Here is a 23,149-nt window from a genome sequence, read left to right on the forward strand (position 1 = left end):
TTTACTCCAGCGCGTCGAGAATCTGATCGATCTTCTCGGGGGTCAGATCGGTGTAATAGTGGCCGTCCACCACCATCATCGGCGCCCCCGTACAGGCCGCCAGGCACTCCTCTTCGATCTTGAGGGTGATCCGCTGGTCGGGCGTGGTCTCGCCGAGCTTGATACCCAGTTTCTTCTCGGTGTAGGCGACGATGTCCTCGGCGCCCTTCAACCAGCAGCAGATATTGGTGCAGATGTTGACCTTATGCCGGCCCACCGGCTCCAGGTCGAACATGGAATAGAAGGTGGCCACCTCGTAAACGGCCACCGGGTCCATGCCCAGGTATTCCGCCACCGCGTCCATCTGCTCGCGCCGCAACCAGCCACCGCTGTTGTCCTGCACCACATGCAGCGCCGGGATCACCGCCGATTGCTTCTGATCCTCGGGATACTTGGTCAGCCAGTGGTCGATCTCCGCCCGCATCTCGGGCGTCAGCACCTTTTCTGCAAGCCCGCTGCTCAACGGTCAATCTCCCCGAAAACAATGTCCTGTGTACCGATAATGGCCACCACGTCAGCCAGCATGTGGCCGCGCGCCATCTCATCCATGGCGGACAGATGGGCGAAGCCCGGTGCCCGCAGCTTGACGCGATAGGGCTTGTTGGCGCCATCGGAAATCATGTAGCAGCCGAACTCACCCTTGGGGGCCTCCACCGCGGCGTAGACCTCGCCCGGGGGCGTGGTGTAACCCTCGGTGAACAGCTTGAAATGGTGGATGAGGGACTCCATGTCGTCCTTCATCTCCTCCCGACTGGGTGGCGCGACCTTGTGGTCCTCGAGCATCACCGGGCCGGGGTTGTGACGCAGCCAGTCCACGCACTGCTTGATGATGCGATTGGACTGGCGCATCTCCTCGATACGCACCAGATAGCGGTCGTAGCAGTCCCCATTGGTGCCCACCGGGATGTCGAACTCGACCCGGTCGTAGACGTCGTAAGGCTGCTTCTTGCGCAGATCCCACTCGATCCCGGAGCCCCGCAGCATCGGGCCACTGAAGCCCAGTTGCAGCGCGCGCTCCGGCGAGACCACGCCGACGTCCACCAGGCGCTGGCGCCAGATCCGGTTCTCGGTGAGCAGGGTCTCGTACTCGTCCACGCAGCCGGGGAAGCGCTCGGTGAAGTCCTCGATGAAGTCGAGCATCGTCCCCTGCCGGGCCGCGTTCATGAGCTCCAGCTCCTTCTTGCTCCGGAACTTGCTGGGCTCATACTTGGGCATGCTCTCAGGCAGGTCGCGGTAGACACCGCCCGGCCGGTAATAGGCCGCGTGCATACGCGCGCCGCTGACCGCCTCGTAGCAGTCCATCAGGTCCTCACGCTCGCGGAAGCAGTAGAGGAAGGCGGTCATTGCGCCCACGTCCAGGCCGTGTGCCCCCAGCCACATCAGGTGGTTGAGGATGCGGGTGATCTCGTCGAACATCACCCGGATGTACTGGGCCCGGATCGGCGCCTCGATGCCGAGCAGCTTCTCGATCGCCATCACATAGGCGTGCTCGTTGCAGAGCATGGAGACGTAGTCCAACCGGTCCATGTAGCCGATGGACTGGTTATAGGGCTTGGACTCGGCCAGCTTCTCGGTCGCCCGGTGCAGCAGCCCGATATGCGGGTCCGCACGCCGGACCGTCTCGCCCTCCATCTCCAGCACCATCCGCAGCACCCCGTGGGCGGCCGGGTGCTGGGGGCCAAAGTTGACGGTATAGCTCTTGAACTCACGCATCGCTGGCACCCTCCTCCCGGCGCTTGCGATCGGCATAGCGGTTGTCCTCGCGAACCACTCGCGGCACCAGCACGCGCGGTTCAATTGAGACCGGCTGATAGATCACCCGGCGCTTTTGTTCGTCGTAGCGCACTTCGACGTTGCCGATCAGGGGGAAGTCCTTGCGGAACGGATGGCCGACGAAGCCATAGTCGGTGAGGATACGGCGCAGATCCGGGTGGCCGTCAAAAATGATGCCGTAGAGATCGAAGGCCTCGCGCTCGAACCAGTTGGCGCCGCTCCAGACATCGACCACCGAGTCGAGCACCGGGAAGCGGTCGTCTTCACAGAAGCACCGCACCCGCAGGCGCTGGTTAAGCTCCACCGAGAGCAGCTGATAGACGGCGGCAAAACGCCGGCCGGTGTTTTCGGTGATCTCCTGGACGCCGTAGATCCCGGTGATTCCGAGGCGGGCAAAGTTGTTGCCCTGGACGCCGCGGCTGAACCCCGTCCCTTCGGCGGTGTCCGTGAACCACTCGTCCTCGCCCCAGGCAGCGTAGTCGACACCGGCGAGGTCCATCAGCATATCGAAGCGCAAGCCCTCGGCGTCGCGCAGCGTGGTCATTGCCTGGTGCAGATCGGCCGGGGCCACCTCGATGGCGAGTTCACCCCGGTCGGCATCCAGAACGCAATCGCGCAGTCTTTCTCCCAGCCGTTCCTGAACGGCTGTTTGGAGCTGTTCCAGCTTCTTGGCCATCCGACTCCCCTTAGCGGGCGATGGTATTGGTGGTGCGAATCTTCTTCTGCAGCTGCATGATGCCCCAGATCAGGGCCTCGGCCGTGGGTGGGCAGCCGGGGACGTAGACATCCACCGGCACCACCCGGTCGCAGCCGCGCACAACGGAGTAGGAGTAATGGTAGTAGCCGCCGCCGTTGGCACAGGAACCCATGGAGATCACCCAACGGGGCTCGGGCATCTGGTCGTAAACCTTGCGCAGCGCCGGGGCCATCTTGTTGCAGAGGGTGCCGGCGACGATCATGACATCGGATTGGCGGGGGCTGGGCCGGAAGATGATCCCGAACCGGTCCAGGTCGTAACGGGCGGCACCGGCCTGCATCATCTCCACCGCGCAGCAGGCAAGACCAAAGGTCATCGGCCACATGGAGCCGGTGCGGGCCCAGTTGATGACTTTGTCCGCCGAGGTGGTGACAAAGCCCTTCTCGAGCAGGCCTTCTACTCCCATTCCAGCGCCCCCTTCTTCCACTCGTAGAGGAAGCCGATCAGCAGCAGGCCGATGAACAGCGCCATGGCCAGGATGCCGAACATGCCGATGTCGTCCAGTACGATCGCCCAGGGAAAGAGAAAGGCGATCTCCAGATCAAAAATAATGAACAGGATGGCGACGAGATAGTAGCGCACGTCGAACTTCATGCGGGAGTCTTCGAATGCCTCAAAACCGCATTCGTACGGCGAAAGCTTCTCCGCATCCGGCTTGGAGGGCGCCAACAGGAACCCCACCGCCAGAAAGACCATCCCGAATAAAAGCCCAAAGATGATGAAGACCAGAATGGGCAGATAGTTTTCCAGCATCTAGACTCGCCTCTCTGCTGGGCGCCCCGCGCCGGCCCGGCCAAGGGCCGGCGCTGTGGGGCTGCTCCCCGACGTTAGGTTTAGATCGCCCCCATGGACGTCAGGTCGGGACTCTTTTCTTTTTATGCATTTATATGGTGCCGATGGCCGGACTCGAACCGGCACGGCTTTCGCCACTGCCCCCTCAAGACAGCGTGTCTACCAGTTCCACCACATCGGCATTTATTCGGTGGTAACTCGCCCCTTTTTGAGGGCAAGTGGTACTCGTTGAAAGCGGGGGTAAGTCTACCAGTTTGCCCCCGCCATCTCAACGCAAAAACGCCTGCCGGGATCACTCTCCGGCAGGCGGCGGCAGTTCGTCATCAACCTCCGGGGCCTCTGGCTCATCGTCAGCGGCCGGCGGCACCGTCTCCTCCACCTCCTGCTCGCGTTCCAGCAGGCTCCCCGGCGCATCCGTTCCCCTGGCCGCGAGGATCGCCAAGACCAGGCTGGTGGCGAAAAAGGTGATCGCCAGCCCGGTGGTGACCCGGGTCAGGAAGCTACCGGCGCCGCGGGAGCCGAACACGGTGGACGAGGCCCCGCTGCCAAAGGCCGCCCCCATATCGGCACCCTTGCCTTGCTGCAGCAAGACGAGCACGACCAGAACGACGGCGATAATCACGTGTATGGCGAGCAGAATCTGAAACATGGAGCCTCTGTCACGTCGGGTTGAAGGGGAGCGGGGCGGCCAGGTTCAGGGCCGCGCCGCAGAGATGATCTCCAGAAAGCCGTCCGGGTCGAGCGAGGCACCGCCGATCAGCCCACCGTCCACATCGGCGCAGCCGAACAACTCCCGGGCGTTGCCCGGCTTGACGCTGCCGCCGTAGAGGATGGGCAGTCGCTGGGCCAACTCGTCGCCGAGGGCATCGGCCGCGCGCTGCCGAATGAAGGCATGCACTGCCTGAGCCTGCTCCGGGCTGGCGGTGCGGCCGGTACCGATGGCCCAGACCGGTTCGTAGGCCAAGACAAGCTTTTCGACCACGAAACCGCCTAACTCGAGCACCGCGTCCAACTGACGACCCACCACCTGCTCGGTCTCGCCAGCATCCCGGGCCTCGAGGGTCTCGCCGACACAGACGATGGGCGTCAATCCGGCGCGCAGCGCCGCCTGCACCTTGTCGACCACCACCTCATCGGTCTCGGCGTGCATGGCCCGGCGCTCCGAGTGGCCGACAATGACATGGCGGCAGCCCATTTCGGCAAGCATGGCACCCGCCACCTCACCGGTGTAGGCACCGGAGTCGTAGCGGGAGACGTCCTGCCCGCCCAGCGCCACGCCGGACTCGTCCGGAACCGCGCGGCGCAGCGGCCCGATATAGGGAAACGGAGGGCAAACCAGCACGTCGACGGCGCTGCAGTCGACATCGGCCAGGGCCCGCCCCATGTCGTTGACTAGCGCCAGGGACCCATTCATCTTCCAGTTGCCCGCAACCATCGGCTTACGCATGGCACACTCCTTGCCGTAACAATTAACCGCCGGGAAGAATACCGTCGGCCACGGGCAGGGTCAATTTAACGGGGGGCGGTCAGGGTGGCGTGCGCCTCACGCACGGCGCCGGCGATGGCCTCGGCGGTGGCTGAAACCTCGGCCTGATCCGGCCCCTCGACCATCACCCGCAGCACCGGCTCCGTCCCGGAGGGCCTCAGCAGCACCCGCCCGCGGCCGGCGAGCCGGGTTTCCGCATCGCGCACGGCGTCGGTGACGGTGGCATGGTCCTGGACCGGCACGCCGCGGCTGATGGGCACGTTGACCATGATCTGCGGCAGCCGGTCCATACCGTCCGCCAGCTCCGCCAGCGTCCGCTCCTGCGCCGCCATGGCCTCCAGCACCTGCAGCGCCGAGACAATACCGTCGCCGGTGGTGGTCCGGTCCAGGCAGATCAAGTGGCCGGAGGATTCACCACCGAGGATGCCGCCTTCACGGCGGAGCATCTCCATCACGTAACGGTCGCCCACCTTGGCGCGCAGGAAGGGCAGCCCCAAGCGGCCGATGCCCTGCTCCAGACCCAGGTTGCTCATGACGGTACCCACCACCGGACCGGCAAGCCCGCCGTTGGCCATCCGCTGCCGGGCGATGATGTAGAGCAGACCGTCGCCGTCCACCACCTCGCCCCGGTGATCCACCATAATCACGCGGTCGCCATCCCCGTCAAAGGCGATGCCGGCGTCCGCATCGTGCTCACGCACGGCGGCCTGGAGGCCCTTCGGGTGCAACGAGCCGCAGTCGGCGTTGATATTCAGACCATCCGGGTCATCGGCCAACGGGATGACCTCGGCGCCCAGCTCGTGGAAGACCGCGGGGGCCACGTGGTAGGTGGCGCCATTGGCACAGTCGACCACCAGGCGCAGGCCCCGCAGGCTCAGTTCGTAGGGAAAGCTGCGTTTACAGAACTCGATATAACGCCCCGGGGCGTCGTTGATCCGGGAGGCCTTCCCCAGCCGCGCGGAGGGCGCCGGCTTGAGGGGTTGCCGCAGTTCGGCCTCAATGGCCAGCTCGGTGGCATCGTCGAGCTTCTCCCCATCATCGGAGAAGAACTTGATCCCGTTGTCTTCGTGGGGGTTGTGTGAGGCGCTGATCACCACCCCGGCGGCGGCCCGCAGAGTGCGTGTCAGGTAGGCTATGGCCGGGGTGGGCATGGGCCCGAGCAGTTTGACGTTGACCCCGGCGGCCGCAAAGCCGGACTCCAGGGCGGACTCCAGCATGTAGCCGGAGATCCGGGTGTCCTTGCCGACCAACACCGAGGACTGCCCGGCGCGCGCCAAAACCCGCCCGGCCGCCCAGCCCAGATGCAGCATGAAATCCGGGGTGATGGGCGGCTCCCCGACGGTGCCGCGAATGCCGTCGGTGCCAAAGTATTCCTTTTTCACGTTACTGTTTCTCCTGCCCCGTTATGGGTGCTCCCTGTGCCGCGGCCATCGCCGCCCCGGCGACCCGCAGCGCATCCACGGTCGGCGCCACGTCATGGGTCCGCACGATGCGCGCGCCACGCTCCACGGCGCACACGGCCGCTGCCAGGCCGGCGGCGAGCCGCCCGTCCACCGGACGACCGGTGACGCCCCCCAGCATGGATTTGCGCGACATGCCCACCAGCACGGGCGGCCCCAGCGCACAGACGGCATCGAGCCGGCCCAACAGGGTGTAATTATGATTGAGACTCTTGCCAAACCCAAAGCCCGGATCAAGCAGCAGCCGTGCGCGCGGGATGCCGGCCTGTTCGCAGGCCCGGACCCGTGCCATGAGGAAGGCATTGACTTCGTCGACCACATCCCGGTAGCGGGGGTCGCGCTGCATGGTCCGCGGCTCACCCTGCATGTGCATGAGGCACACTGGCAGACCGCTGTCGGCGGCGGCGGCCAGGGCACCGGGCGCCCGCAGCGCATAGACATCGTTGATCAGGGCGGCGCCGGACGCGGCGGCTGCGGTCATCACTGCCGGCTTGCTGGTATCCACCGATACGGGCACATCGAGCTCGCCCGTCACCGCCTCCAGGACCGGGAGCACCCGCTCCAGTTCCTGCTCCGTCGGCACCGGCTCGGCGCCCGGCCGGGTGGACTCACCGCCAATATCGATGATATCCGCGCCCTGCCCCACCAAACACCGGGCCTGGCGGATGGCAGCCGCCCGGGAGAGGTGGACCCCCCCGTCCGAGAAGGAATCGGGAGTGACGTTCAGGACCCCCATCACCAGGGGCCGGGTCGACGGCAGCCGAAAACGCCCGAGGCGCAGCGGCGGCTGCGCCTCGGGCCCTGCTTCACTGCCCGCCATCAGTGTTCGCTGGTGGCGGGGCCGCCAATACGGCCGCGCTCGTCCTTACCCACCTTCTCGCCCTCGGCACGGTCATCGTCATCGTCCGAAGGCCCGGACCAGCCCTTCGGCGGCCGCGGCTCGCGCCCGGCCATGATGTCGTCGATCTGAGCACGATCGATGGTCTCGTAGCGCATCAGTGCATCGGCCATCACGTGAAGCTGATCCATGTGCTCGCGGATGATCTTCTCCGCCGCCGTGTAGTTGGCGTCGATGATGGCCCGCACCTCCTCGTCGATGGCGTGCTGGGTCTCTTCCGAAACGTCCTTATGCTGGGTCACCGAATGACCGAGGAAGACCTCGCCCTCCTCATCTCCGTAGGCCAGGGGGCCCAGGCGGGCGGACAGCCCCCACTTGGTGACCATGTTGCGGGCAATCTCGGTGGCCCGCTGGATGTCATTGGAGGCGCCGGTGGTCACCCGCTCGTGGCCGAAGATCAGCTCCTCGGCGATACGGCCGCCGAACAGGCTGGCGATCATGCTGTTCAGGCGTTGCTTGGTGTAGCTGTAACGGTCCTCTTCCGGTAGGAACATGGTCACGCCCAAGGCCCGGCCGCGGGGGATGATGGTCACCTTGTGCACCGGATCGTGCTCCGGGGTGACCAACCCGACGATGGCGTGGCCGGCCTCGTGGTAGGCGGTCAGGCGCTTCTCATCCTCCTTCATCACCATGGACTTACGCTCGGAGCCCATCATGATCTTGTCCTTGGCCTTCTCGAAGTCCTCCTGGTCCACCACCCGCTTGTTGGCGCGGGCGGCGAACAGGGCGGCCTCGTTGACCAGGTTGGCCAGGTCAGCGCCCGAGAAGCCCGGGGTGCCGCGGGCCAGGATCGCGGGGGTGACATCGTCGTCCAGGGGCACCTTCTTCATGTGCACCTTGAGGATGTGCTCGCGGCCGCGTACGTCCGGCAACGGCACCACCACCTGGCGATCAAAACGGCCCGGGCGCAGCAGGGCCGGGTCGAGCACGTCGGGGCGGTTGGTGGCGGCGATGACGATGACGCCCTCATTGCCCTCGAAACCGTCCATCTCCACCAGCAGCTGGTTCAGGGTCTGCTCACGCTCGTCGTGCCCCCCGCCCAGGCCGGCACCGCGCTGGCGGCCCACGGCGTCGATCTCGTCGATGAAGATGATGCAGGGGCTGTGCTTCTTGGCCTGGCTGAACATATCGCGCACGCGGGAAGCACCCACGCCGACGAACATCTCGACGAAATCGGAGCCGGAGATGCTGAAGAACGGCACCTTGGCCTCACCGGCGATCGCCTTGGCGAGCAGCGTTTTACCGGTGCCGGGGGGGCCGACCATCAACACCCCGCGGGGGATGGTCCCGCCCAGGCGCTGGAACTTGGACGGATCCCGCAGGAAGTCCACCAGCTCCGCCACGTCGTCCTTGGCCTCGTCGCAGCCGGCCACGTCGTTGAAGGTGACCTTGCTCTGCTCCTCGGTCATGAGCTTGGCCTTGCTCTTACCGAAGGACATGGCCCCACGACCCGCGCCACCCCCCTGCATCTGGCGCATGAAGTAGATCCACACGGCAATCAGCAGCAGGAACGGGAACCAGGAGATGAGAATCTGCACCAACATGTTGCGGCCTTCCGGCTCGCGGGCATCGATGGTGACGTCGTGCTCCAGCAGGGTGCCAATCAGCGCCCGGTTGTCCGACTCCGGGTTGTAGGTGTGGGCCCGCGTGCCATCGGCGCGCTCCACGGTGATCTTATCGCCCTGGATCATCACCTCACGGACCTCTCCGGCCTCCACATGGCGGAGGAACTCGGAGTATTTCATCTGCTCCGGCCCCGGGGCACCGCGTTCCTGGAAGTTGCTGAACACGGACATCAGGACCACGGCGATGATGATCCAGAGGATCAGATTCTTGGCCATGTCATTCACGGGCCGACCTCTCCTTCACTTGCATGGGGCCCGGCGCGGACGCCGGGCCACCAGTGAGCTGAATGCAATTCCCTAGAACCCTACTACAGTCCGAACCCGCGGGCCAGCAGGTAGGATTCACGGCTGCGGGCCCGCGAAGCACGCGGTTTTCGGGTGATTACCTTGCTGAATTGACGTTGTAAATCGCGCCGATAGTCATCCAGGCCTTCACCATGGAACACCTTGGTCAGAAAATCACCGCCCGGTTGTAATACTTGACCTGCAAAGTCAAGTGCAAGTTCCGCCAGATACATGGCCCGCGGCTGATCCACCACCCGGACACCGGAGAGGTTCGGGGCCATGTCGGAGAGCACCAGGTCCACTGGCCGACCCTCCAGCGCCTGGAGCAGCGCCTGCAGGGGCGCCTCCTCGGTGAAATCGCCCTGGATGACGTGGACGCCGGGCAAGGCCTCCATGGGCAGGATATCCAGCGCGAAGACGGCACCACGGTCGCCCACCAACTCCGCGGCGACCTGGCACCAGCCACCGGGGGCCGCGCCCAGGTCCACCACGGTCATGCCCGGGCGGATGAGGCGGTCCTTCTCCTGGATCTCCAGCAGCTTGAACGCCGCCCGGGACCGGTAGCCGGCCTTCTGCGCCTGCTGCACCCAGTGGTCGCTGTGGTGCTCGTCCAGCCAGCGCCGGCTGCCCGGCCTGCGCTTACGACGCCCCATGATCCCGCTCCCGTTGCTGCGCCCGGACCACCCGGCGGGTCCGCCAGGCCACCCAGAGGCCGCCGCCAACGCCCACTGAGATCAGGATCAGCAGGTCCGCCAACAGCCCCAAGTCCGTGGCCACCACCACCAGGGCGGCACAAAGCGCCAGCAGGGTGACCGCGCCCAGCTCCAGCTTGACGCTGCTGAACGGCCCGCTATCCGTGCGCAGGACCGGCCGCCGTGGTAGTCTTTCGCGCCCATCGCTATCCGACATCTTCTCAGGAGTTCCTCATGCGGCTCAACGAGTCCCAGCGTCGCCACCTGCGTCGCCTGGCCCACGACCTCAAGCCCGTGGTCCGCACCGGCAATGCCGGCCTCACCGAGGCGGTGATGGCCGAGATCGAACTGGCGCTGGAGTCCCACGAGCTCATCAAGGTGAAGCTGGTGGGCCTGGAACGCGCAGACCGGCAGCCCACCATCGAGCAGATCTGCGTCGAAACCGGGGCCGAGCTGGTGCAGAAGGTGGGTCAGGTGGCAGTGCTCTATCGCGCCAACCCGCGCCGGAAGCCCGGCCAGCGGGTCAGTCTGCCGTGACCCCCTCCGGGGCCGGCTTCGGTTCTGGCGCCGGCCCGGTCCCCGCCAGCACCAAGACGAAGGCGATGACGCTCTGGACCAGGTAGATCGAGGCGGCGGTGCGGTGCAGGGAGGCAAACAGCTCCCCATCCGCCTCACCCGAGGCCTTTACCTCGGCCATCTGGGCGGCCAGCACGAACTCGGCAAAGGCGGTCAGCGCCAGCACCCCCAGCACCAGCCAGAGACGCCAATGAGTGGCCCAGGGCCGGACCCGGCGCAGCAGTTGGCCCAGGAGCAGCACCGCAAGGCAAAACAGCCCGATATGGTTGATGCGGCTCAGGATCTCTCCGGCCACCTCGCCGGCGGTGACCTGGTCCAGGGTCTCAAACAACCCCGGCACCACCACGTAGCCCACCGCCCAGAGGCTGCCGGCCCAGAACACCAGCAGGACCCACTCCACCGGGCGCAGAAGGGGGGCCAGGGGCCGAAAGACCCCCGCTCCGGTGGGTCGACCTTTGCGATCAGGAATAGCGCACCTCGACGATCTCGTATTCGCGCTCCCCGCCCGGGGCCTGCACCGTCACCAGATCACCCTCCTCCTTGCCGATCAGGGCCCGGGCGATGGGTGAGTTGACAGAGACCAGGCCCTGCTTGATGTCGGCCTCATCCTCACCGACGATCTGGTAGGTAACCTCCTTGCCGGAGTCCTCGTCCACCAGGTCCACGGTGGCGCCGAAGATCACCTTGCCCTGGGCATTGACCGCGGCCGGGTCGATCACCTGGGCGTTGGACAGCTTGCCCTCGATCTCCTGAATCCGGCCCTCCACGAAGCTTTGCTGCTCGCGGGCGGCGTGGTACTCGGCGTTCTCTTTCAGGTCGCCGTGCTCACGGGCCTCGGCGATGGCCTGTATGATGCGCGGGCGCTCCACGGTCTTCAGGCGCTGCAGTTCCTCCCGCAGCTTTTCCGCGCCGCGCGCAGTCAGCGGAACCTTGCTCATGCGGTTGCCTCCCTGTGCAGATCCTGCAGGCGGTTGACGTCGGCGGCATCCAGGTAGTCCAGCGCCAGCAGCGTGGCCCGGGCGCCATTGATGGTGGTGGTGTAACACACTTTGTGCTGCAGGGCCTCGCGGCGGATGGAGTAGGAGTCGGCGATGGCCTGACGCCCCTCCGTCGTGTTCACGATCAGGTCGATCTCATCGTTCTTGATGGCATCAACGATGTGCGGCCGGCCTTCCAGCACCTTGTTGATCACGTCGCACTCGACGCCGGCCTCGGAGAGCGCAGCGGCGGTGCCGCGGGTGGCCACCAAAGAGAAGCCCCGCCGGATGAGCTCGCGCGCCACCTCGATGGCACCCGGCTTGTCCACGTCACGGACACTGATGAAGCAGCGTCCGCTCCGGGGCAGCTTGACGCTGGCCGCCACCTGCGATTTGGCGTAGGCCTCGCCAAAGCTGCGGCCGATACCCATGACCTCGCCGGTGGACTTCATCTCCGGGCCGAGGATCGGGTCCACGCCGGGGAACTTGATGAAGGGGAAGACCGCCTCCTTCACCGAATAATAGGCCGGAATAACCTCACGGGTGATCCCCTGCGCGGCCAGCGTCTGCCCGGCCATGCAGCGGGCGGCCACCTTGGCCAACGGGGTGCCGATGGCCTTGGAGACATAGGGCACCGTACGCGAGGCGCGCGGGTTAACCTCCAGCAGATAGACGTCACTGCCCTTGATGGCGAACTGGATGTTCATCAGCCCGACCACACCCAGCTCCAGCGCCAGGGCCCGGGTCTGCTCACGCAACCGGTCCTGGACATCGGGCGCCAGGGTATAGGGCGGCAGCGAACAGGCGGAATCCCCGGAGTGCACGCCGGCCTGCTCGATGTGCTCCATGATACCGCCGATCAGCACGTCCTCGCCGTCGCAGATGGCGTCCACGTCTACCTCCACGGCATCGTCCAGGAAGCGGTCCAGCAGCACCGGCGAGTCGTTGGAGACCCGCACGGCCTCGTGCATGTACTGCAACAATTCATCCTCGCCATAGACGATGTCCATGGCGCGGCCACCCAGTACGTACGACGGGCGCACCACCAGCGGGTAACCAATCTCCGCGGCCAGGCGCAGGGCCTGATCGGCGCTGCGGGCGGTGCGGTTGGGCGGCTGCTTGAGCCCCAGCTTGTTGATCAGCCCCTGGAAGCGCTCGCGGTCCTCCGCCAGGTCGATGGAGTCCGGGGTGGTGCCAATGATCGGCGCCCCGGCGGCCTCCAGGTCGCGCGCCAGCTTGAGCGGCGTCTGGCCACCGTACTGAACAATGATGCCCTCGGGCCGCTCGATCTCGACGATCGCCAGCACGTCCTCCAGGGTGAGCGGCTCGAAATAGAGCCGGTCGGAGGTGTCGTAGTCGGTGGAGACCGTCTCCGGGTTGCAGTTGACCATGATGGTCTCATAGCCGTCCTCACGCATGGCCAGGGCGGCGTGCACGCAGCAGTAGTCAAACTCAATGCCCTGGCCGATCCGGTTAGGGCCGCCGCCAAGGACCATGATCTTGCGCCGGTCGGTGGGCTCGGCCTCGCACTCCTCCTCGTAGGTGGAGTACATGTAGGCGGTGGCGGAGGCGAACTCGGCGGCGCAGGAGTCCACCCGCTTGAACACCGGGCGCACCTCCAGTTGCAGGCGGCGCGCACGCACGTCCGCCTCGCGCACCCCCAGCAGGCGGGCCAGCCGGGCGTCGGAAAACCCTTTCTGCTTGAGATTGAACAAGCGGTCACGGTCCAGCGACTTCAGGCCGCCGGTGCGCAGGCCCTGTTCCACCGCCACCAGTTCCTGGATCTGGGCCAGGAACCAGGGGTCGATCCAGGTCAGCTCGAACAGCTCCTCGAGGGTGAAGCCGGCGCGGAAGCCATCGGCCAGGTAGAGCAGCCGCTCCGGCGAGGGCTGACGCAGCTCCTGGCGGATCAGGTCGTTGCCCCCCTCGACGGACAGGTCCACCCGCTCGTCCAGGCCGGTCAAATCGTTCTCCAGGCCGCGCAGGGCCTTCTGCAGCGACTCCTGGAAGGTGCGGCCGATGGCCATCACCTCGCCCACCGACTTCATCTGGGTGGTCAGCCGCGGCGGGGCCTTGGGGAACTTCTCGAAGGTGAAACGCGGGATCTTAGTGACCACGTAGTCGATGGTCGGCTCGAAGGAAGCCGGGGTGGCACCGCCGGTGATCTCGTTGCGCAGCTCATCCAAGGTGTAACCCACCGCCAGCTTGGCGGCCACTTTGGCGATGGGGAAGCCGGTGGCCTTGGAGGCCAGCGCCGAGGAGCGCGACACCCGCGGATTCATCTCAATCACCACCATGCGCCCGTCCGCCGGGTTGATGGCGAACTGCACGTTGGAGCCACCCGTCTCCACGCCGATCTCCCGCAACACGGCGAGAGAGGCGTCGCGCATGATCTGGTATTCCTTGTCGGTCAGGGTCTGCGCCGGGGCCACGGTGATGGAATCCCCGGTGTGCACGCCCATTGGGTCCAGGTTTTCGATGAAACAGATGATGATGCAGTTGTCCGCCTTGTCGCGCACCACCTCTGTCTCGTACTCCTTCCAGCCCAGCACCGACTCCTCGATGAGCAGCTCGTTGGTGGGCGAAAGGTCGAGACCACGCTCACAGATCTCGATGAACTCCTCACGGTTGTAGGCGATGCCCCCGCCGGAGCCGCCCAGGGTGAAGGAGGGCCGGACGATGGTGGGGAAACCGATGCGCTTTTGCGCATCCAGCGCCTCTTCCATGGAGTGGGCGATCTCCGCATGGGCGGTCTCCAGGCCGATGCGGGCCATGGCCTCGCGGAAGGACTCGCGGTCCTCCGCCATGTCGATGGCCTCTTTGTTGGCCCCGATCATCTCGATGCCCAGGCGCTCCAGCACGCCCTCGCGGGAGAGGTCCAGGGCGCAATTCAACGCCGTCTGCCCCCCCATGGTGGGCAGCACCGCATCGGGCCGCTCCTTTTCCAGGATGCGCGCCACGGTCTGCCACTCGATGGGCTCGATGTAGACCGCGTCCGCCGTCTCGGGGTCGGTCATGATGGTGGCCGGGTTGGAGTTGACCAGGATGACCCGGTACCCCTCCTCGCGCAGGGCCTTACAGGCCTGGGCGCCGGAGTAGTCGAATTCACAGGCCTGGCCGATCACGATGGGACCGGCGCCGATGATGAGGATGCTCTTGATATCGGTACGCTTGGGCATGCCGCGCAGTCTCAACCTTGGGTGAGCGAATGGGATTGGGTGACCGGGCGCCTCAGCGGCCCTCGGCCGCCATCAGGTCAATGAACCGGTCGAACAGCGGTTGCACGTCCCGCGGCCCGGGGCCCGCCTCCGGGTGTCCCTGGAAGCTGAAGGCCGGCCGGTCGGTCCGGGCCACGCCCTGCAACGAACCGTCGAACAGCGACCGGTGGGTGGCCCGGAGGTTGTCCGGCAGGCTGTCCTCGTCCACCGCGAAGCCGTGGTTCTGACTGGAGATCATCACCCGGCCGGTATCCAGGTCCTGTACCGGGTGGTTGGCCCCGTGGTGACCGAACTTCATCTTCACGGTGCGGGCACCGCTGGCCAGGCCGAGCAACTGGTGGCCCAGGCAGATGCCGAAGGTGGGTCGACCGGCCTCCACCACCTGGCGGATCGCCTCAATGGCATACCCCAACGGCTCGGGATCGCCGGGCCCGTTGGAGAGAAAGACCCCGTCCGGGTTCATACCCAGCACCTCGTCGGCGCTGGTGCGCGGTGGCACCACGGTCACCCGGCAGCCGCGATCCGCCAGCATGCGCAGGATGTTGTGCTTGATCCCGTAGTCCCAGGCCACGACGTGGAAGCGGTCCGCCGGCTGGTCGCCCGCATCGCTGACCCCCATACCCAGGGCCCAGCTGCCGCGACGCCATTCGTAGGGCACCTCGGTGCCGGCATCGGTGGCCAGATCCATGCCCTTCAGGCCGGGGAACTCGCGGGCGGCGGCCAGCGCCTTGTCCTCGTCCACCTCGCCCGCCATCAGGCAGGCGTTCTTGCTGCCCTGCTCGCGCAGCAGACGGGTGAGCTTCCGGGTGTCGATGCCGGCGATGCCCACTACGCCCTGCTCGCTGAGCCAGCCGGAGAGGTCCCCGGTGGCCCGCCAGTTGCTCATGCGCGGGGGCACGTCGCGCACCACCAGCCCGGCCAGGCGCGCCCCGCTGCTCTCCGGATCCACCTCATTGGTGCCGGTGTTACCGATATGGGGGTAGGTCAGGGTGACGATCTGCCGCGTGTAGGAAGGATCGGTGGCGATCTCCTGATAGCCGGTCATGGCGGTATTGAACACCACCTCACCGGTCACCAGGCCGTCCACCCCGATGGACCGGCCGCGAAAAACCGTGCCGTCCTCCAGTACGAGAATAGCGGGCGTGCTCAAGAGACCTCCTGGTTGCGCGCGCAAAAACGGGAGGGAATCCTTGGACACCCTCCCGCTCTTAGATGACTGCCATTCGATGTGGCGGGGATTTTACCGCCACCCGATAGCGCATGTCCAACGCCGCTTACCCGGCGAGCGCCTGCCACCGAACCCGCCTGCATCTCATGTAAGATGCGCCGGTTATCATCACACGCTTGGCAACCGTTTCATCCGCCACGACAAGGGGTGTCATGACCGCGCTGTCGCTGACCAATATCAACAAGATCTACGATGACGGCACCATCGCCCTGCGCGATATTCACCTCCGCGTCAGTCGAGGGGAGTTTTTCGGCCTGCTGGGGCCGAACGGCGCTGGAAAATCCACGCTGATCGGCATCGTCAGCTCCCTGGTGCGCAAGAGCGCCGGCCAGGTCCGGGTGTTCGGGCACGACCTCGACCGGGACCCGTGGGGGGCCAAATGCAACCTGGGCCTGGTACCGCAGGAGTTCAACTTCAACAACTTCGAGACGGTCGAGCAGATCCTGCTCAACCAGGCCGGCTATTACGGTGTGCCACGCCGCCTGGCGCGCGGGCGGGCGGAGAAATACCTCAAGGCCCTGGGGCTGTGGGACAAGCGCAACACCGTCTCGCGCAACCTCTCCGGGGGCATGAAGCGCCGGCTGATGATCGCCCGCGCCCTGGTCCACGAGCCGGGCCTGCTCATCCTCGACGAGCCCACCGCCGGCGTGGACATAGAACTGCGCCGCTCCATGTGGGACTTCCTGCGCTACATCAACGACGAGGGCGTCACGATCATCCTCACCACCCACTACCTGGAGGAGGCGGAGAGCCTGTGCCGTAACCTGGCCATCATTGACGGTGGCCGGATCATCGAGAACACCGACGTACGCAGCCTGCTGCGCACGCTCTCCACCCACAGCTTCATCCTCGACCTGGTGGAGCCGTTGGCGGAATTGCCCACCATTCCCGATTACCGGCTGAAAAAGCTCGATGACTACACCGTCGAGGTGGAGGTGGACCGCCACCGCAGCCTGACGGAACTGTTCGCCCAACTGGATAAGCACGGCATCCGCATCGCCAGCATGAAGAACAAGGCCAACCGCCTGGAGGAGACCTTCATGCGGCTGGTGCAGAAGGAGGAGTCCCAAGGTGCATAGCTCGCAGCTCCAGCGGTCGCTGATCTCGCTGCAGACCCTGGCCTGGAAGGAGACCCATCGTTACCTGCGGATTTGGGTCCAGACCCTGGTACCGCCGGCGATCACCATGACCCTCTATTTTGTGATCTTCGGCAATCTCATCGGCCCGCGCATCGGCCCCATGGAGGGCTATTCCTACATGGAGTACATAGCGCCGGGGATCATAATGATGGCGGTGATCACCAACAGCTACGCCAACGTGGTGTCGTCCTTCTTCGGCGCCAAGTTCCAGCACCATATCGAAGAGGTACTGGTCTCACCCACGCCCAATTACATCATCCTGCTGGGCTATGTTGCCGGCGGCGTGGGGCGGGGCCTACTCACCGGTCTTATCGTGACCATCGTGGCGCTGTTCTTCACCCGCCTGCCGGTCAACAACCTACCCATCACCATCTCGGTGGTCTTCCTGACGGCCGTGCTGTTTTCCCTGGGCGGCTTCATCAACGCCGTATTCGCGCGCAAATTCGACGATATCGCCCTGATCCCCACCTTTGTGCTGACACCGCTCACCTACCTGGGCGGGGTCTTTTATTCCATCAACCTGCTGCCGGATTTCTGGCAGGGCGTCTCCATGGGCAACCCCATACTCCACATGGTCAACGCCTTTCGCTATGGGATATTGGGCCAGTCGGACATCGGCATTGTCACCGCCTATGGGCTGATCCTAGGGTTCATTGTTCTGCTGGGAAGTATTAGCCTGTGGCTATTGCACCGCGGCACCGGCCTGAGGAGTTGAAAAAACCATGGATCCACTGCGCTCGCCCCTGCTGACGGACCTCTACCAGCTCACCATGCTGGAGAGCTATTACGAGCGCGACATGGTCGCCCCAGCCACCTTCGAGCTCTATGCCCGCAAACTGCCGCCCCACTGCGGCTACCTGATCGCCGCCGGGCTGGAGCAGGCGCTGGACTGGCTGGAGCAGTTGCGCTTCGGCCCGGAGGAGCTGGCTTGGCTGGATGGGAGCGGCCTGTTCAAACCGCGGTTCATCGAGCGGCTGGCGGACTGGCGCTTCACCGGCGAGGCGTATGCGCTGCCGGAAGGCACAGCGCTGTTCCCGGACGAGCCCCTGCTTCAGATCACCGCCCCGCTGCCGGAGGCGCAGCTGGTGGAGAGCCGGCTGATGAACCTGGTGCAGTTCCAGACCCTGGTGGCCACCCGCGCCGCCCGGGTGGTGGAGGCGGCCCAGGGCCGTCGGGTGGTGGATTTCGGCATGCGCCGCGCTCACGGGGCCGAGGCCGCTCTGTTCGCGGCCCGGGCGACCTACCTGGCGGGATTCGATGCCACCGCGACGGTGCTGGCCGGTGCGGAATACGGCATCCCGGTGACCGGCACCATGGCGCACTCCTACATTCTCGCGTTCGCCGAAGAGACGGAAGCCTTCAAGGCCTTTATCGAGGCGCACCCCGACAAGGCGGTGCTGCTGATCGACACCTACGACACCGAGGCCGCCGCCGCCAAGGTGGTGGAGCTGGCCCGCCAGGGCTACCGGGCCTCGGCAGTGCGCCTGGACAGTGGTGATCTGGCGGACCATGCCCGCCAGGTGCGGCGCATCCTCGACGATGGGGGATTGACCGAGACGCTGATCCTGGCCAGTGGCGATCTCGACGAATACGCCGTGGCGGAAATGGTCGGACAAGGCGTGCCGATTGATGGCTTCGGGCTAGGCACCCGTATCGACACCGCCTCCGAGCAGCCCTTTCTGGAGTGCGCCTACAAGCTGATGGCCTACGCGGGCGAACCCCGGCGTAAGCGCTCGGAGGGTAAGGGCCACTGGGCCGGACGCAAGCAGATCTGGCGCCACCACGACGCTCAGGGCCGCGTCCAGGCGGATACCCTCGGGTTGGCGGAGGAGCGCCCCCCGGCAGCCGCCGAACCGCTGCTGCAATGCGCGATGCGCGATGGCGAACGGCTGGTCGCCCCGGAGTCGCTGGACGTCATCCGCCGCCGCACCCGCGAGAGCCTGCGTCGGCTCCCCGGCCACTGCCGGGACCTGCAACAGCCCACGCCCATCACCGTACACCCCACCGATGCGCTGAAGTCAGCGGCCCGGCGAGCGGATCGCGTCACGGGTTATCAGGGGCCGTAGGGCACCCCCTGCCGATGAGAAATCGGGGCCGCCGGGACACCGCCCAACGGCCCCGCCGCCGGCCGGGACAGCAGCGCCTCAGCCGACGCGCAGCTCATCGATATCGCGCCCCTTCTGTTCCCACTCGTTGATCCAGCGCGGACGGCGCCCGCGGCCCGACCACGTCTTGGAAGGATCCTCCGGGTGGCGATAGATGGCCTTTGCCTTGGCCTTTTGCCCGCTGGCGGGCTGGGCATTGCCCACCAGTTCGTTGAGCGCAAAACCATACTTTTCGGCTACCGCCTTCAGCTCCCGCTGCGCCTCTTTTGCCTGCTGCTTACGGCGCTGACGGATCTCACGATCAATATCGGTTTTCAGCTTATTCAGCTCGCTGACAGAATACCCACTAAGGTCCATTGCCTCTCCTCGTTGGAAAACATGGCTTCAGATCAAAGAATACGACTTAACGATCCCTCGTTATGAAAGTATTTTATTCCACGGATTACAGCTGCGCAACAAATTGGCAGGTTCGGGCGCAAGATATTATGTGGCGCCCTTCTTTTGGGTCAATATGACCCGGTTGCGGGCGTCTGCCCCTAACCACCCCGGCGACTATCAATTAACTTGATAGACGGCATAAACAGTCCCGTGGACGTCACCCACCCTTTCTGTAAGAATTGGCCGCCCAGCCATCAACAACCGGTTCGAGACCCTTATTCCTATGTCCAGCCAACTTTCCGCTATTGCCGCCGTACTCACCGTGGAACTGGCCCCCGATGCCGTCGCCCAGGGCTACCAGCCGCCCCGCCCGCTGGAACGCGACCGGGGCGAGGAGTTGGCCTGGGCCCTGGCCGCGGACCTGCAGGAGGTCCTCGGCGATCTTCAGGACTACGGGCTGGTGATCCCCGCCGCTCTCTACGATTTGACCGAGATCCTGCGCCCCGGACTGCCGATGGTGGACATCCTGATGGAACTCTACCGGGGCGGATTGCAGGGTGGCGCCTTCCAGCCCCAATTAATGGCCATAGGTGCCCATCAGGGGCATTGGCCGGTGGAGGCCATCGCCCCCGAGCGCACCCCGGGCGCCGGCCCGATGCTGGGCCTGCCGCTGGTATTCATTGGCCCGGCAGAGACAATGGCGGACCTGGAGCGGCGGCTGGAGGAGCACCTGCTGGAGAAGGGGCGCGCCGGGCTGCGCACGCGGGAGCTGATGGAGAGCGATTTCCAGGTACCGGCGGTCAATCTGGCCTACGCCACCTTCAACGACCTCTGCGCCATGCTCCGGCTACAGCTGGAGCACCACGGCTTCGCCGAACTCTGGACGCTGCTGCAGGGGGCCCTGTTCCATCCTGAGCGGCGCCAGGTGACCCGCCTGGACAGTGGCAACGCCTTTTGGCTCGATGGGAGACGGGTCTACACCCCCTTCTACACCGTGGCCCAGTGGCAGGCCGAGCACGGCAGCGGCCTCGATGGCTATGCCGCCTGGTTGCGCACTCAGCGCCAATACATGGCCGGCCTGGGCGCGCACGGGCTCGAGGTGATCCTGTGCGCTGCGGACCCGGCACTGGCCGGGGCCTGTGCCAACAAGGGTGTGGCCCGGCTGCAGGAGAAGGCCCTGCCCCATCCGGACCGGCTGCGGGAGAAGGCGGTGGAGAGCCAGGAGGGCGACCTCACCGCAGCGACCCGGGTGACGCTGACCGAACAGCACCTCCCCGACCTGGGCCCGATCGCCTACACCGCCGAGTTGCACGGACCGGACGGCGAACTGCTGCAGCAAGTCCACGATTACCCGCTGCACCCGGGGGCGCTGCAATCGATTCAAGCCGACTGGCAGGCGCGGGCCCAGGGCCTGGGCGCGGCATTCGAGCTGTTTCGGCCGGGGCGGGTGGTGACCGACGCGCAGGCACCGGGGCAACTGCGCGGCGACCGGCCAGAGGCCCCCTGAGTGCGACAAAGGCTCGGGGCGGGGGCGACGATTCTCAGGGGTTGAGCAGCCGGTGGCACCAGCCCTCGGCGGTGTGCTCGTAGACGTCACGCTCGTGCAGCCGGCCGGGGCGGGCCCGCCAGAACTCGATACGGACCGGCGCCAGTCGGTAGCCGGACCAATGCGGGGGCCGCGGCACCGCTTCCCCGTCGGGGAACCGGGCGGCGTACTCCGCCACCCGCTGCTCCAGAACCTCGCGGGACTCCAGCCCCCGGGACTGGTGCGAGGCCCAGCCACCGATCTGGCTCTCCCGCGGCCGGCCGGCCCAATAGGCATCGGCCTCCGCCTCCGCCACCGGCGTGACCACCCCCTCAATGACCACCTGCTCGGCCAACGGCGCCCAGTGGAAGCAGACTGCGGCGCGCGGGTTCTCCGCCAATGCCTGCCCCTTACGGCTATGGCGATTGGTATAAAAGGCAAAACCGCGCTCGTCATAGCCCTTCAACAACACCGTACGCACCTGCGGCCAGCCACTGGCGCTGCAGGTGGCGAGGGTGCAGGCGGTATGATCCACCACATCCGCCGCTTCAGCGGCCCGGCCATAGACCTCTGCGAATCGGGCCAGGGCCTGCTCTAGCAACTGCATGTGCAATCCTTTCCGTCATCACGACGGGTCAGCGGGGTCACCACCCCGATGGTTGTTGGCACGGGAATCCCCGTACCGCTCAGGTATGTTGCAACCCCTCGTGGTGGCTGGCCGTCTCCGCCGGAGCGACCTTGACGTTCAGCCCCTCCATATCCACCACCACCAGGGCCTGTCCGGCCTTGACCGGCTGGTCGGTGAACGCATTCCAGAGCTCCCCCTGGATGCGCACCTTACCCTTGTGCTCGAAATCCGACACCGCCTCACAGCGCGCGCCGACAATGCTGTCACGGCCGCCCTTGCGTGGCCGACGCCAGGCCCGCAGGGCCATGGTCGCGATCCCCAGCACGATCACCAGGCTGGCGATGCCGAAACCGACGATCAACCCGAGGGAGACCTGAAAGCCCTCCACGTCGGTATCGAAGAGCATGATCGAGCCCAATATGAAGGCGATCACCCCGCCGATACCGAGGATACCGAAACTGGGCGCGAAGGCCTCCGCCACCATGAAGCCCAACCCCAGCAGGATGAGCGCCATACCGGCATAGCTGATGGGCAGTGCCTGGAAAGCAAACAGGGCCAACAGCAGGCAGATGGCACCCAGCACACCGGGGACCAGGCTGCCCGGGTTCATCAGCTCGAAGATGATGCCGTAGATGCCGATCAGCATCAGCATGTAGGCCACATTGGGGTTGGTGAGCACAGAGAGCAACTGGGTGCGCCAGTCCGGCTCGATCACCTCCAGCGTGGCGCCGGCGGTATCCAGGGTCACCTCGCCAACGCTGGTCTGCACCGTCTGCCCGTCCATGGCCTCCAGCAACGCCTCCAGATTGGAGACCCGGTGCTCGATCACCCCCAGCTCCAACGCCTCGCTGGAGCTGGCGCTGGCGGCCTCGCGCACGGCCTTCTCCGCCCAGTCGGCGTTGCGGCCGCGCAATTCCGCCAGCCCGCGAATGTAGGAGACCGCGTCTTCCAACACCTTGCGCTCGGTGGCCGAACCGGGGTCGCGCCGGGGCCGCTCTTCAGGTGCCTCGTCATTGCCGTTGGCCGCCTCGTCGTTGTCGTCCGCGGCCTCCTCCTGTTCCGGCTGGCCGCCCGGCGGGAAGCCGCCCCCGCCCCCAATCTGCACCGGCGTGGCCGCACCCAAATTGGTGGCCGGCGCCATCGCCGCCACGTGCGAGGCGTAGAGGATGTAGGTGCCGGCACTAGCGGCCCGGGCCCCGTCCGGCCCGACCCAGGTGGCCACCGGAACCGGAGAGGCGAGGATGTCCTTGATGATGTCGCGCATGGCGCTGTCCAGGCCGCCCGGCGTGTCCATACGCAGGATGACCACCACGGCGTCGCGCTCCTCAGCGGTTTTCAGACCGCCGGCAATGAAATGGCTGGTGGCCGGGCCGATGGGGCCCTCCACATCCAGCACCAGGGCCAGCCGGTCCGCGTCCGCGCCCAGGGGCAGTGCGGTGGCCAGATAAAGCAACAGGACTGCGAGGACGTTCTTCAACACAGGGATCCCACCTCGATTACTCCCGCGCGTGGCGTTCCCCACCCGTGGTCCGGGTAGGGCGCGTTCTTAACCCTCAGACAGCGGCGCG

Annotated in this window: 24 protein-coding genes and 1 tRNA gene; 5 read left to right on the forward strand and 20 right to left on the reverse strand. The window is 66.0% G+C overall.

All coding sequences use genetic code 11. The features are described 5' to 3' along the window. Position 1 precedes the first annotated feature (1 nt). From nuoE to MLG_RS10050, 13 genes are all read right to left on the reverse strand, one after another. The gene (gene nuoE / locus MLG_RS09990) at positions 2 to 502 is read right to left on the reverse strand and encodes an NADH-quinone oxidoreductase subunit NuoE (protein WP_011629702.1); all 501 of its coding nucleotides are present in this window, start codon (positions 500 to 502) and stop codon (positions 2 to 4) included. After that, positions 499 to 1,752 carry an NADH-quinone oxidoreductase subunit D gene (locus tag MLG_RS09995; protein ID WP_011629703.1) on the reverse strand — a complete coding sequence of 418 codons (1,254 nt, stop codon included), beginning with the start codon at positions 1,750 to 1,752 and terminating at the stop codon, positions 499 to 501. The genes nuoE and MLG_RS09995 overlap by 4 nt, the downstream gene beginning before the upstream one ends. Next, on the reverse strand, positions 1,745 to 2,488 hold the full coding sequence (locus MLG_RS10000) for an NADH-quinone oxidoreductase subunit C (protein ID WP_011629704.1): 744 nt from the start codon (positions 2,486 to 2,488) through the stop codon (positions 1,745 to 1,747). Before MLG_RS10000 ends, MLG_RS09995 begins: the two co-directional genes overlap by 8 nt. 10 nt (positions 2,489 to 2,498) lie before the next feature. Then, positions 2,499 to 2,975 (reverse strand): NuoB/complex I 20 kDa subunit family protein, encoded by a 477-nt coding sequence (locus tag MLG_RS10005; protein WP_011629705.1) that lies wholly within the window; start codon positions 2,973 to 2,975, stop codon positions 2,499 to 2,501. Further along, on the reverse strand, positions 2,966 to 3,322 hold the full coding sequence (locus MLG_RS10010; RefSeq protein ID WP_011629706.1) for an NADH-quinone oxidoreductase subunit A: 357 nt from the start codon (positions 3,320 to 3,322) through the stop codon (positions 2,966 to 2,968). Before MLG_RS10010 ends, MLG_RS10005 begins: the two co-directional genes overlap by 10 nt. 135 nt (positions 3,323 to 3,457) lie before the next feature. Beyond that, a tRNA-Leu gene (locus tag MLG_RS10015) sits at positions 3,458 to 3,542 on the reverse strand. 111 nt (positions 3,543 to 3,653) lie between these two features. Beyond that, entirely contained in the window at positions 3,654 to 4,010 is a 357-nt protein-coding gene (secG, locus tag MLG_RS10020; protein ID WP_011629707.1) for a preprotein translocase subunit SecG, read from the reverse strand. A gap of 45 nt (positions 4,011 to 4,055) precedes the next feature. Next, the gene (gene tpiA, locus MLG_RS10025) at positions 4,056 to 4,808 is read right to left on the reverse strand and encodes a triose-phosphate isomerase (protein ID WP_011629708.1); all 753 of its coding nucleotides are present in this window, start codon (positions 4,806 to 4,808) and stop codon (positions 4,056 to 4,058) included. 65 nt (positions 4,809 to 4,873) lie between these two features. Further along, on the reverse strand, positions 4,874 to 6,229 hold the full coding sequence (glmM, locus tag MLG_RS10030) for a phosphoglucosamine mutase (RefSeq protein WP_011629709.1): 1,356 nt from the start codon (positions 6,227 to 6,229) through the stop codon (positions 4,874 to 4,876). A gap of 1 nt (position 6,230) precedes the next feature. Then, positions 6,231 to 7,127, reverse strand: a complete 897-nt coding sequence (gene folP, locus MLG_RS10035) for a dihydropteroate synthase (protein ID WP_011629710.1) — start codon at positions 7,125 to 7,127, stop codon at positions 6,231 to 6,233. Further along, positions 7,127 to 9,046: an ATP-dependent zinc metalloprotease FtsH gene (ftsH, locus tag MLG_RS10040; RefSeq protein ID WP_011629711.1), complete on the reverse strand. Its 1,920-nt coding sequence runs from the start codon at positions 9,044 to 9,046 to the stop codon at positions 7,127 to 7,129. The genes folP and ftsH overlap by 1 nt, the downstream gene beginning before the upstream one ends. A 92-nt stretch (positions 9,047 to 9,138) precedes the next feature. Then, positions 9,139 to 9,768 (reverse strand): 23S rRNA (uridine(2552)-2'-O)-methyltransferase RlmE, encoded by a 630-nt coding sequence (gene rlmE, locus MLG_RS10045; protein WP_011629712.1) that lies wholly within the window; start codon positions 9,766 to 9,768, stop codon positions 9,139 to 9,141. Further along, positions 9,755 to 10,024, reverse strand: coding sequence for a hypothetical protein (locus tag MLG_RS10050; RefSeq protein ID WP_011629713.1), 270 nt, complete (start codon positions 10,022 to 10,024; stop codon positions 9,755 to 9,757). Before MLG_RS10050 ends, rlmE begins: the two co-directional genes overlap by 14 nt. Before the next feature lie 17 nt (positions 10,025 to 10,041). On the opposite strand from MLG_RS10050, the gene yhbY reads away from it, so the two are divergent. Continuing rightward, positions 10,042 to 10,344, forward strand: a complete 303-nt coding sequence (gene yhbY, locus MLG_RS10055; protein WP_011629714.1) for a ribosome assembly RNA-binding protein YhbY — start codon at positions 10,042 to 10,044, stop codon at positions 10,342 to 10,344. On the opposite strand, the gene MLG_RS14880 is transcribed toward yhbY, so the two are convergent. The 4 genes from MLG_RS14880 to carA form a co-directional block, all read right to left on the reverse strand. After that, on the reverse strand, positions 10,331 to 10,765 hold the full coding sequence (locus MLG_RS14880; RefSeq protein ID WP_198003223.1) for a DUF4149 domain-containing protein: 435 nt from the start codon (positions 10,763 to 10,765) through the stop codon (positions 10,331 to 10,333). The genes yhbY and MLG_RS14880 overlap by 14 nt on opposite strands. Positions 10,766 to 10,844: 79 nt before the next feature. Next, positions 10,845 to 11,321, reverse strand: a complete 477-nt coding sequence (greA, locus tag MLG_RS10065) for a transcription elongation factor GreA (protein WP_011629716.1) — start codon at positions 11,319 to 11,321, stop codon at positions 10,845 to 10,847. Next, positions 11,318 to 14,539 carry a carbamoyl-phosphate synthase large subunit gene (gene carB / locus MLG_RS10070; protein WP_041718018.1) on the reverse strand — a complete coding sequence of 1,074 codons (3,222 nt, stop codon included), beginning with the start codon at positions 14,537 to 14,539 and terminating at the stop codon, positions 11,318 to 11,320. Before carB ends, greA begins: the two co-directional genes overlap by 4 nt. 52 nt (positions 14,540 to 14,591) lie before the next feature. Then, positions 14,592 to 15,728 (reverse strand): glutamine-hydrolyzing carbamoyl-phosphate synthase small subunit, encoded by a 1,137-nt coding sequence (gene carA, locus MLG_RS10075; RefSeq protein WP_041718019.1) that lies wholly within the window; start codon positions 15,726 to 15,728, stop codon positions 14,592 to 14,594. A 230-nt stretch (positions 15,729 to 15,958) separates the two neighbouring features. Here carA and MLG_RS10080 point away from each other — a divergent pair, with 230 nt between their 5' ends. The 3 genes from MLG_RS10080 to MLG_RS10090 are packed head-to-tail and all read left to right on the forward strand — an operon-like array spanning position 15,959 to position 19,011. Continuing rightward, the gene (locus MLG_RS10080; protein ID WP_011629719.1) at positions 15,959 to 16,885 is read left to right on the forward strand and encodes an ABC transporter ATP-binding protein; all 927 of its coding nucleotides are present in this window, start codon (positions 15,959 to 15,961) and stop codon (positions 16,883 to 16,885) included. Then, the gene (locus tag MLG_RS10085; protein ID WP_011629720.1) at positions 16,878 to 17,660 is read left to right on the forward strand and encodes an ABC transporter permease; all 783 of its coding nucleotides are present in this window, start codon (positions 16,878 to 16,880) and stop codon (positions 17,658 to 17,660) included. The genes MLG_RS10080 and MLG_RS10085 overlap by 8 nt, the downstream gene beginning before the upstream one ends. Positions 17,661 to 17,667: 7 nt before the next feature. Next, on the forward strand, positions 17,668 to 19,011 hold the full coding sequence (locus tag MLG_RS10090; protein WP_011629721.1) for a nicotinate phosphoribosyltransferase: 1,344 nt from the start codon (positions 17,668 to 17,670) through the stop codon (positions 19,009 to 19,011). A gap of 78 nt (positions 19,012 to 19,089) precedes the next feature. On the opposite strand, the gene MLG_RS10095 is transcribed toward MLG_RS10090, so the two are convergent. Next, entirely contained in the window at positions 19,090 to 19,407 is a 318-nt protein-coding gene (locus tag MLG_RS10095) for an H-NS histone family protein (protein ID WP_011629722.1), read from the reverse strand. 304 nt (positions 19,408 to 19,711) lie between these two features. Here MLG_RS10095 and MLG_RS10100 point away from each other — a divergent pair, with 304 nt between their 5' ends. Beyond that, positions 19,712 to 20,935, forward strand: coding sequence for a hypothetical protein (locus MLG_RS10100; RefSeq protein ID WP_011629723.1), 1,224 nt, complete (start codon positions 19,712 to 19,714; stop codon positions 20,933 to 20,935). A 34-nt stretch (positions 20,936 to 20,969) separates the two neighbouring features. On the opposite strand, the gene pdxH is transcribed toward MLG_RS10100, so the two are convergent. Both pdxH and MLG_RS10110 read right to left on the reverse strand, forming a co-directional pair. Continuing rightward, entirely contained in the window at positions 20,970 to 21,560 is a 591-nt protein-coding gene (pdxH, locus tag MLG_RS10105; protein WP_011629724.1) for a pyridoxamine 5'-phosphate oxidase, read from the reverse strand. A 79-nt stretch (positions 21,561 to 21,639) separates the two neighbouring features. Further along, positions 21,640 to 23,061, reverse strand: coding sequence for an NfeD family protein (locus tag MLG_RS10110; RefSeq protein ID WP_011629725.1), 1,422 nt, complete (start codon positions 23,059 to 23,061; stop codon positions 21,640 to 21,642). Between the last annotated feature and the right edge of the window lie 88 nt (positions 23,062 to 23,149).

This window comes from Alkalilimnicola ehrlichii MLHE-1, from assembly GCF_000014785.1.
In the GTDB taxonomy this organism is placed as follows: domain Bacteria; phylum Pseudomonadota; class Gammaproteobacteria; order Nitrococcales; family Halorhodospiraceae; genus Alkalilimnicola; species Alkalilimnicola ehrlichii.

What these genes read in the sequence shown, in the direction of transcription:
- ftsH (WP_011629711.1), bottom strand. Translation starts at nt 9,046, where the DNA reads ATGGCCAAGAATCTGATCCTCTGGATCATCATCGCCGTGGTCCTGATG.
- pdxH (WP_011629724.1), bottom strand. Translation starts at nt 21,560, where the DNA reads ATGCAGTTGCTAGAGCAGGCCCTGGCCCGATTCGCAGAGGTCTATGGC.
- MLG_RS10095 (WP_011629722.1), bottom strand. Translation starts at nt 19,407, where the DNA reads ATGGACCTTAGTGGGTATTCTGTCAGCGAGCTGAATAAGCTGAAAACC.
- folP (WP_011629710.1), bottom strand. Translation starts at nt 7,127, where the DNA reads ATGGCGGGCAGTGAAGCAGGGCCCGAGGCGCAGCCGCCGCTGCGCCTC.
- greA (WP_011629716.1), bottom strand. Translation starts at nt 11,321, where the DNA reads ATGAGCAAGGTTCCGCTGACTGCGCGCGGCGCGGAAAAGCTGCGGGAG.
- carB (WP_041718018.1), bottom strand. Translation starts at nt 14,539, where the DNA reads ATGCCCAAGCGTACCGATATCAAGAGCATCCTCATCATCGGCGCCGGT.
- MLG_RS10080 (WP_011629719.1), top strand. Translation starts at nt 15,959, where the DNA reads ATGACCGCGCTGTCGCTGACCAATATCAACAAGATCTACGATGACGGC.
- rlmE (WP_011629712.1), bottom strand. Translation starts at nt 9,768, where the DNA reads ATGGGGCGTCGTAAGCGCAGGCCGGGCAGCCGGCGCTGGCTGGACGAG.
- secG (WP_011629707.1), bottom strand. Translation starts at nt 4,010, where the DNA reads ATGTTTCAGATTCTGCTCGCCATACACGTGATTATCGCCGTCGTTCTG.
- MLG_RS10005 (WP_011629705.1), bottom strand. Translation starts at nt 2,975, where the DNA reads ATGGGAGTAGAAGGCCTGCTCGAGAAGGGCTTTGTCACCACCTCGGCG.
- yhbY (WP_011629714.1), top strand. Translation starts at nt 10,042, where the DNA reads ATGCGGCTCAACGAGTCCCAGCGTCGCCACCTGCGTCGCCTGGCCCAC.
- MLG_RS10000 (WP_011629704.1), bottom strand. Translation starts at nt 2,488, where the DNA reads ATGGCCAAGAAGCTGGAACAGCTCCAAACAGCCGTTCAGGAACGGCTG.
- MLG_RS10100 (WP_011629723.1), top strand. Translation starts at nt 19,712, where the DNA reads ATGTCCAGCCAACTTTCCGCTATTGCCGCCGTACTCACCGTGGAACTG.
- MLG_RS10090 (WP_011629721.1), top strand. Translation starts at nt 17,668, where the DNA reads ATGGATCCACTGCGCTCGCCCCTGCTGACGGACCTCTACCAGCTCACC.
- MLG_RS09995 (WP_011629703.1), bottom strand. Translation starts at nt 1,752, where the DNA reads ATGCGTGAGTTCAAGAGCTATACCGTCAACTTTGGCCCCCAGCACCCG.
- tpiA (WP_011629708.1), bottom strand. Translation starts at nt 4,808, where the DNA reads ATGCGTAAGCCGATGGTTGCGGGCAACTGGAAGATGAATGGGTCCCTG.
- MLG_RS10010 (WP_011629706.1), bottom strand. Translation starts at nt 3,322, where the DNA reads ATGCTGGAAAACTATCTGCCCATTCTGGTCTTCATCATCTTTGGGCTT.
- MLG_RS10050 (WP_011629713.1), bottom strand. Translation starts at nt 10,024, where the DNA reads ATGTCGGATAGCGATGGGCGCGAAAGACTACCACGGCGGCCGGTCCTG.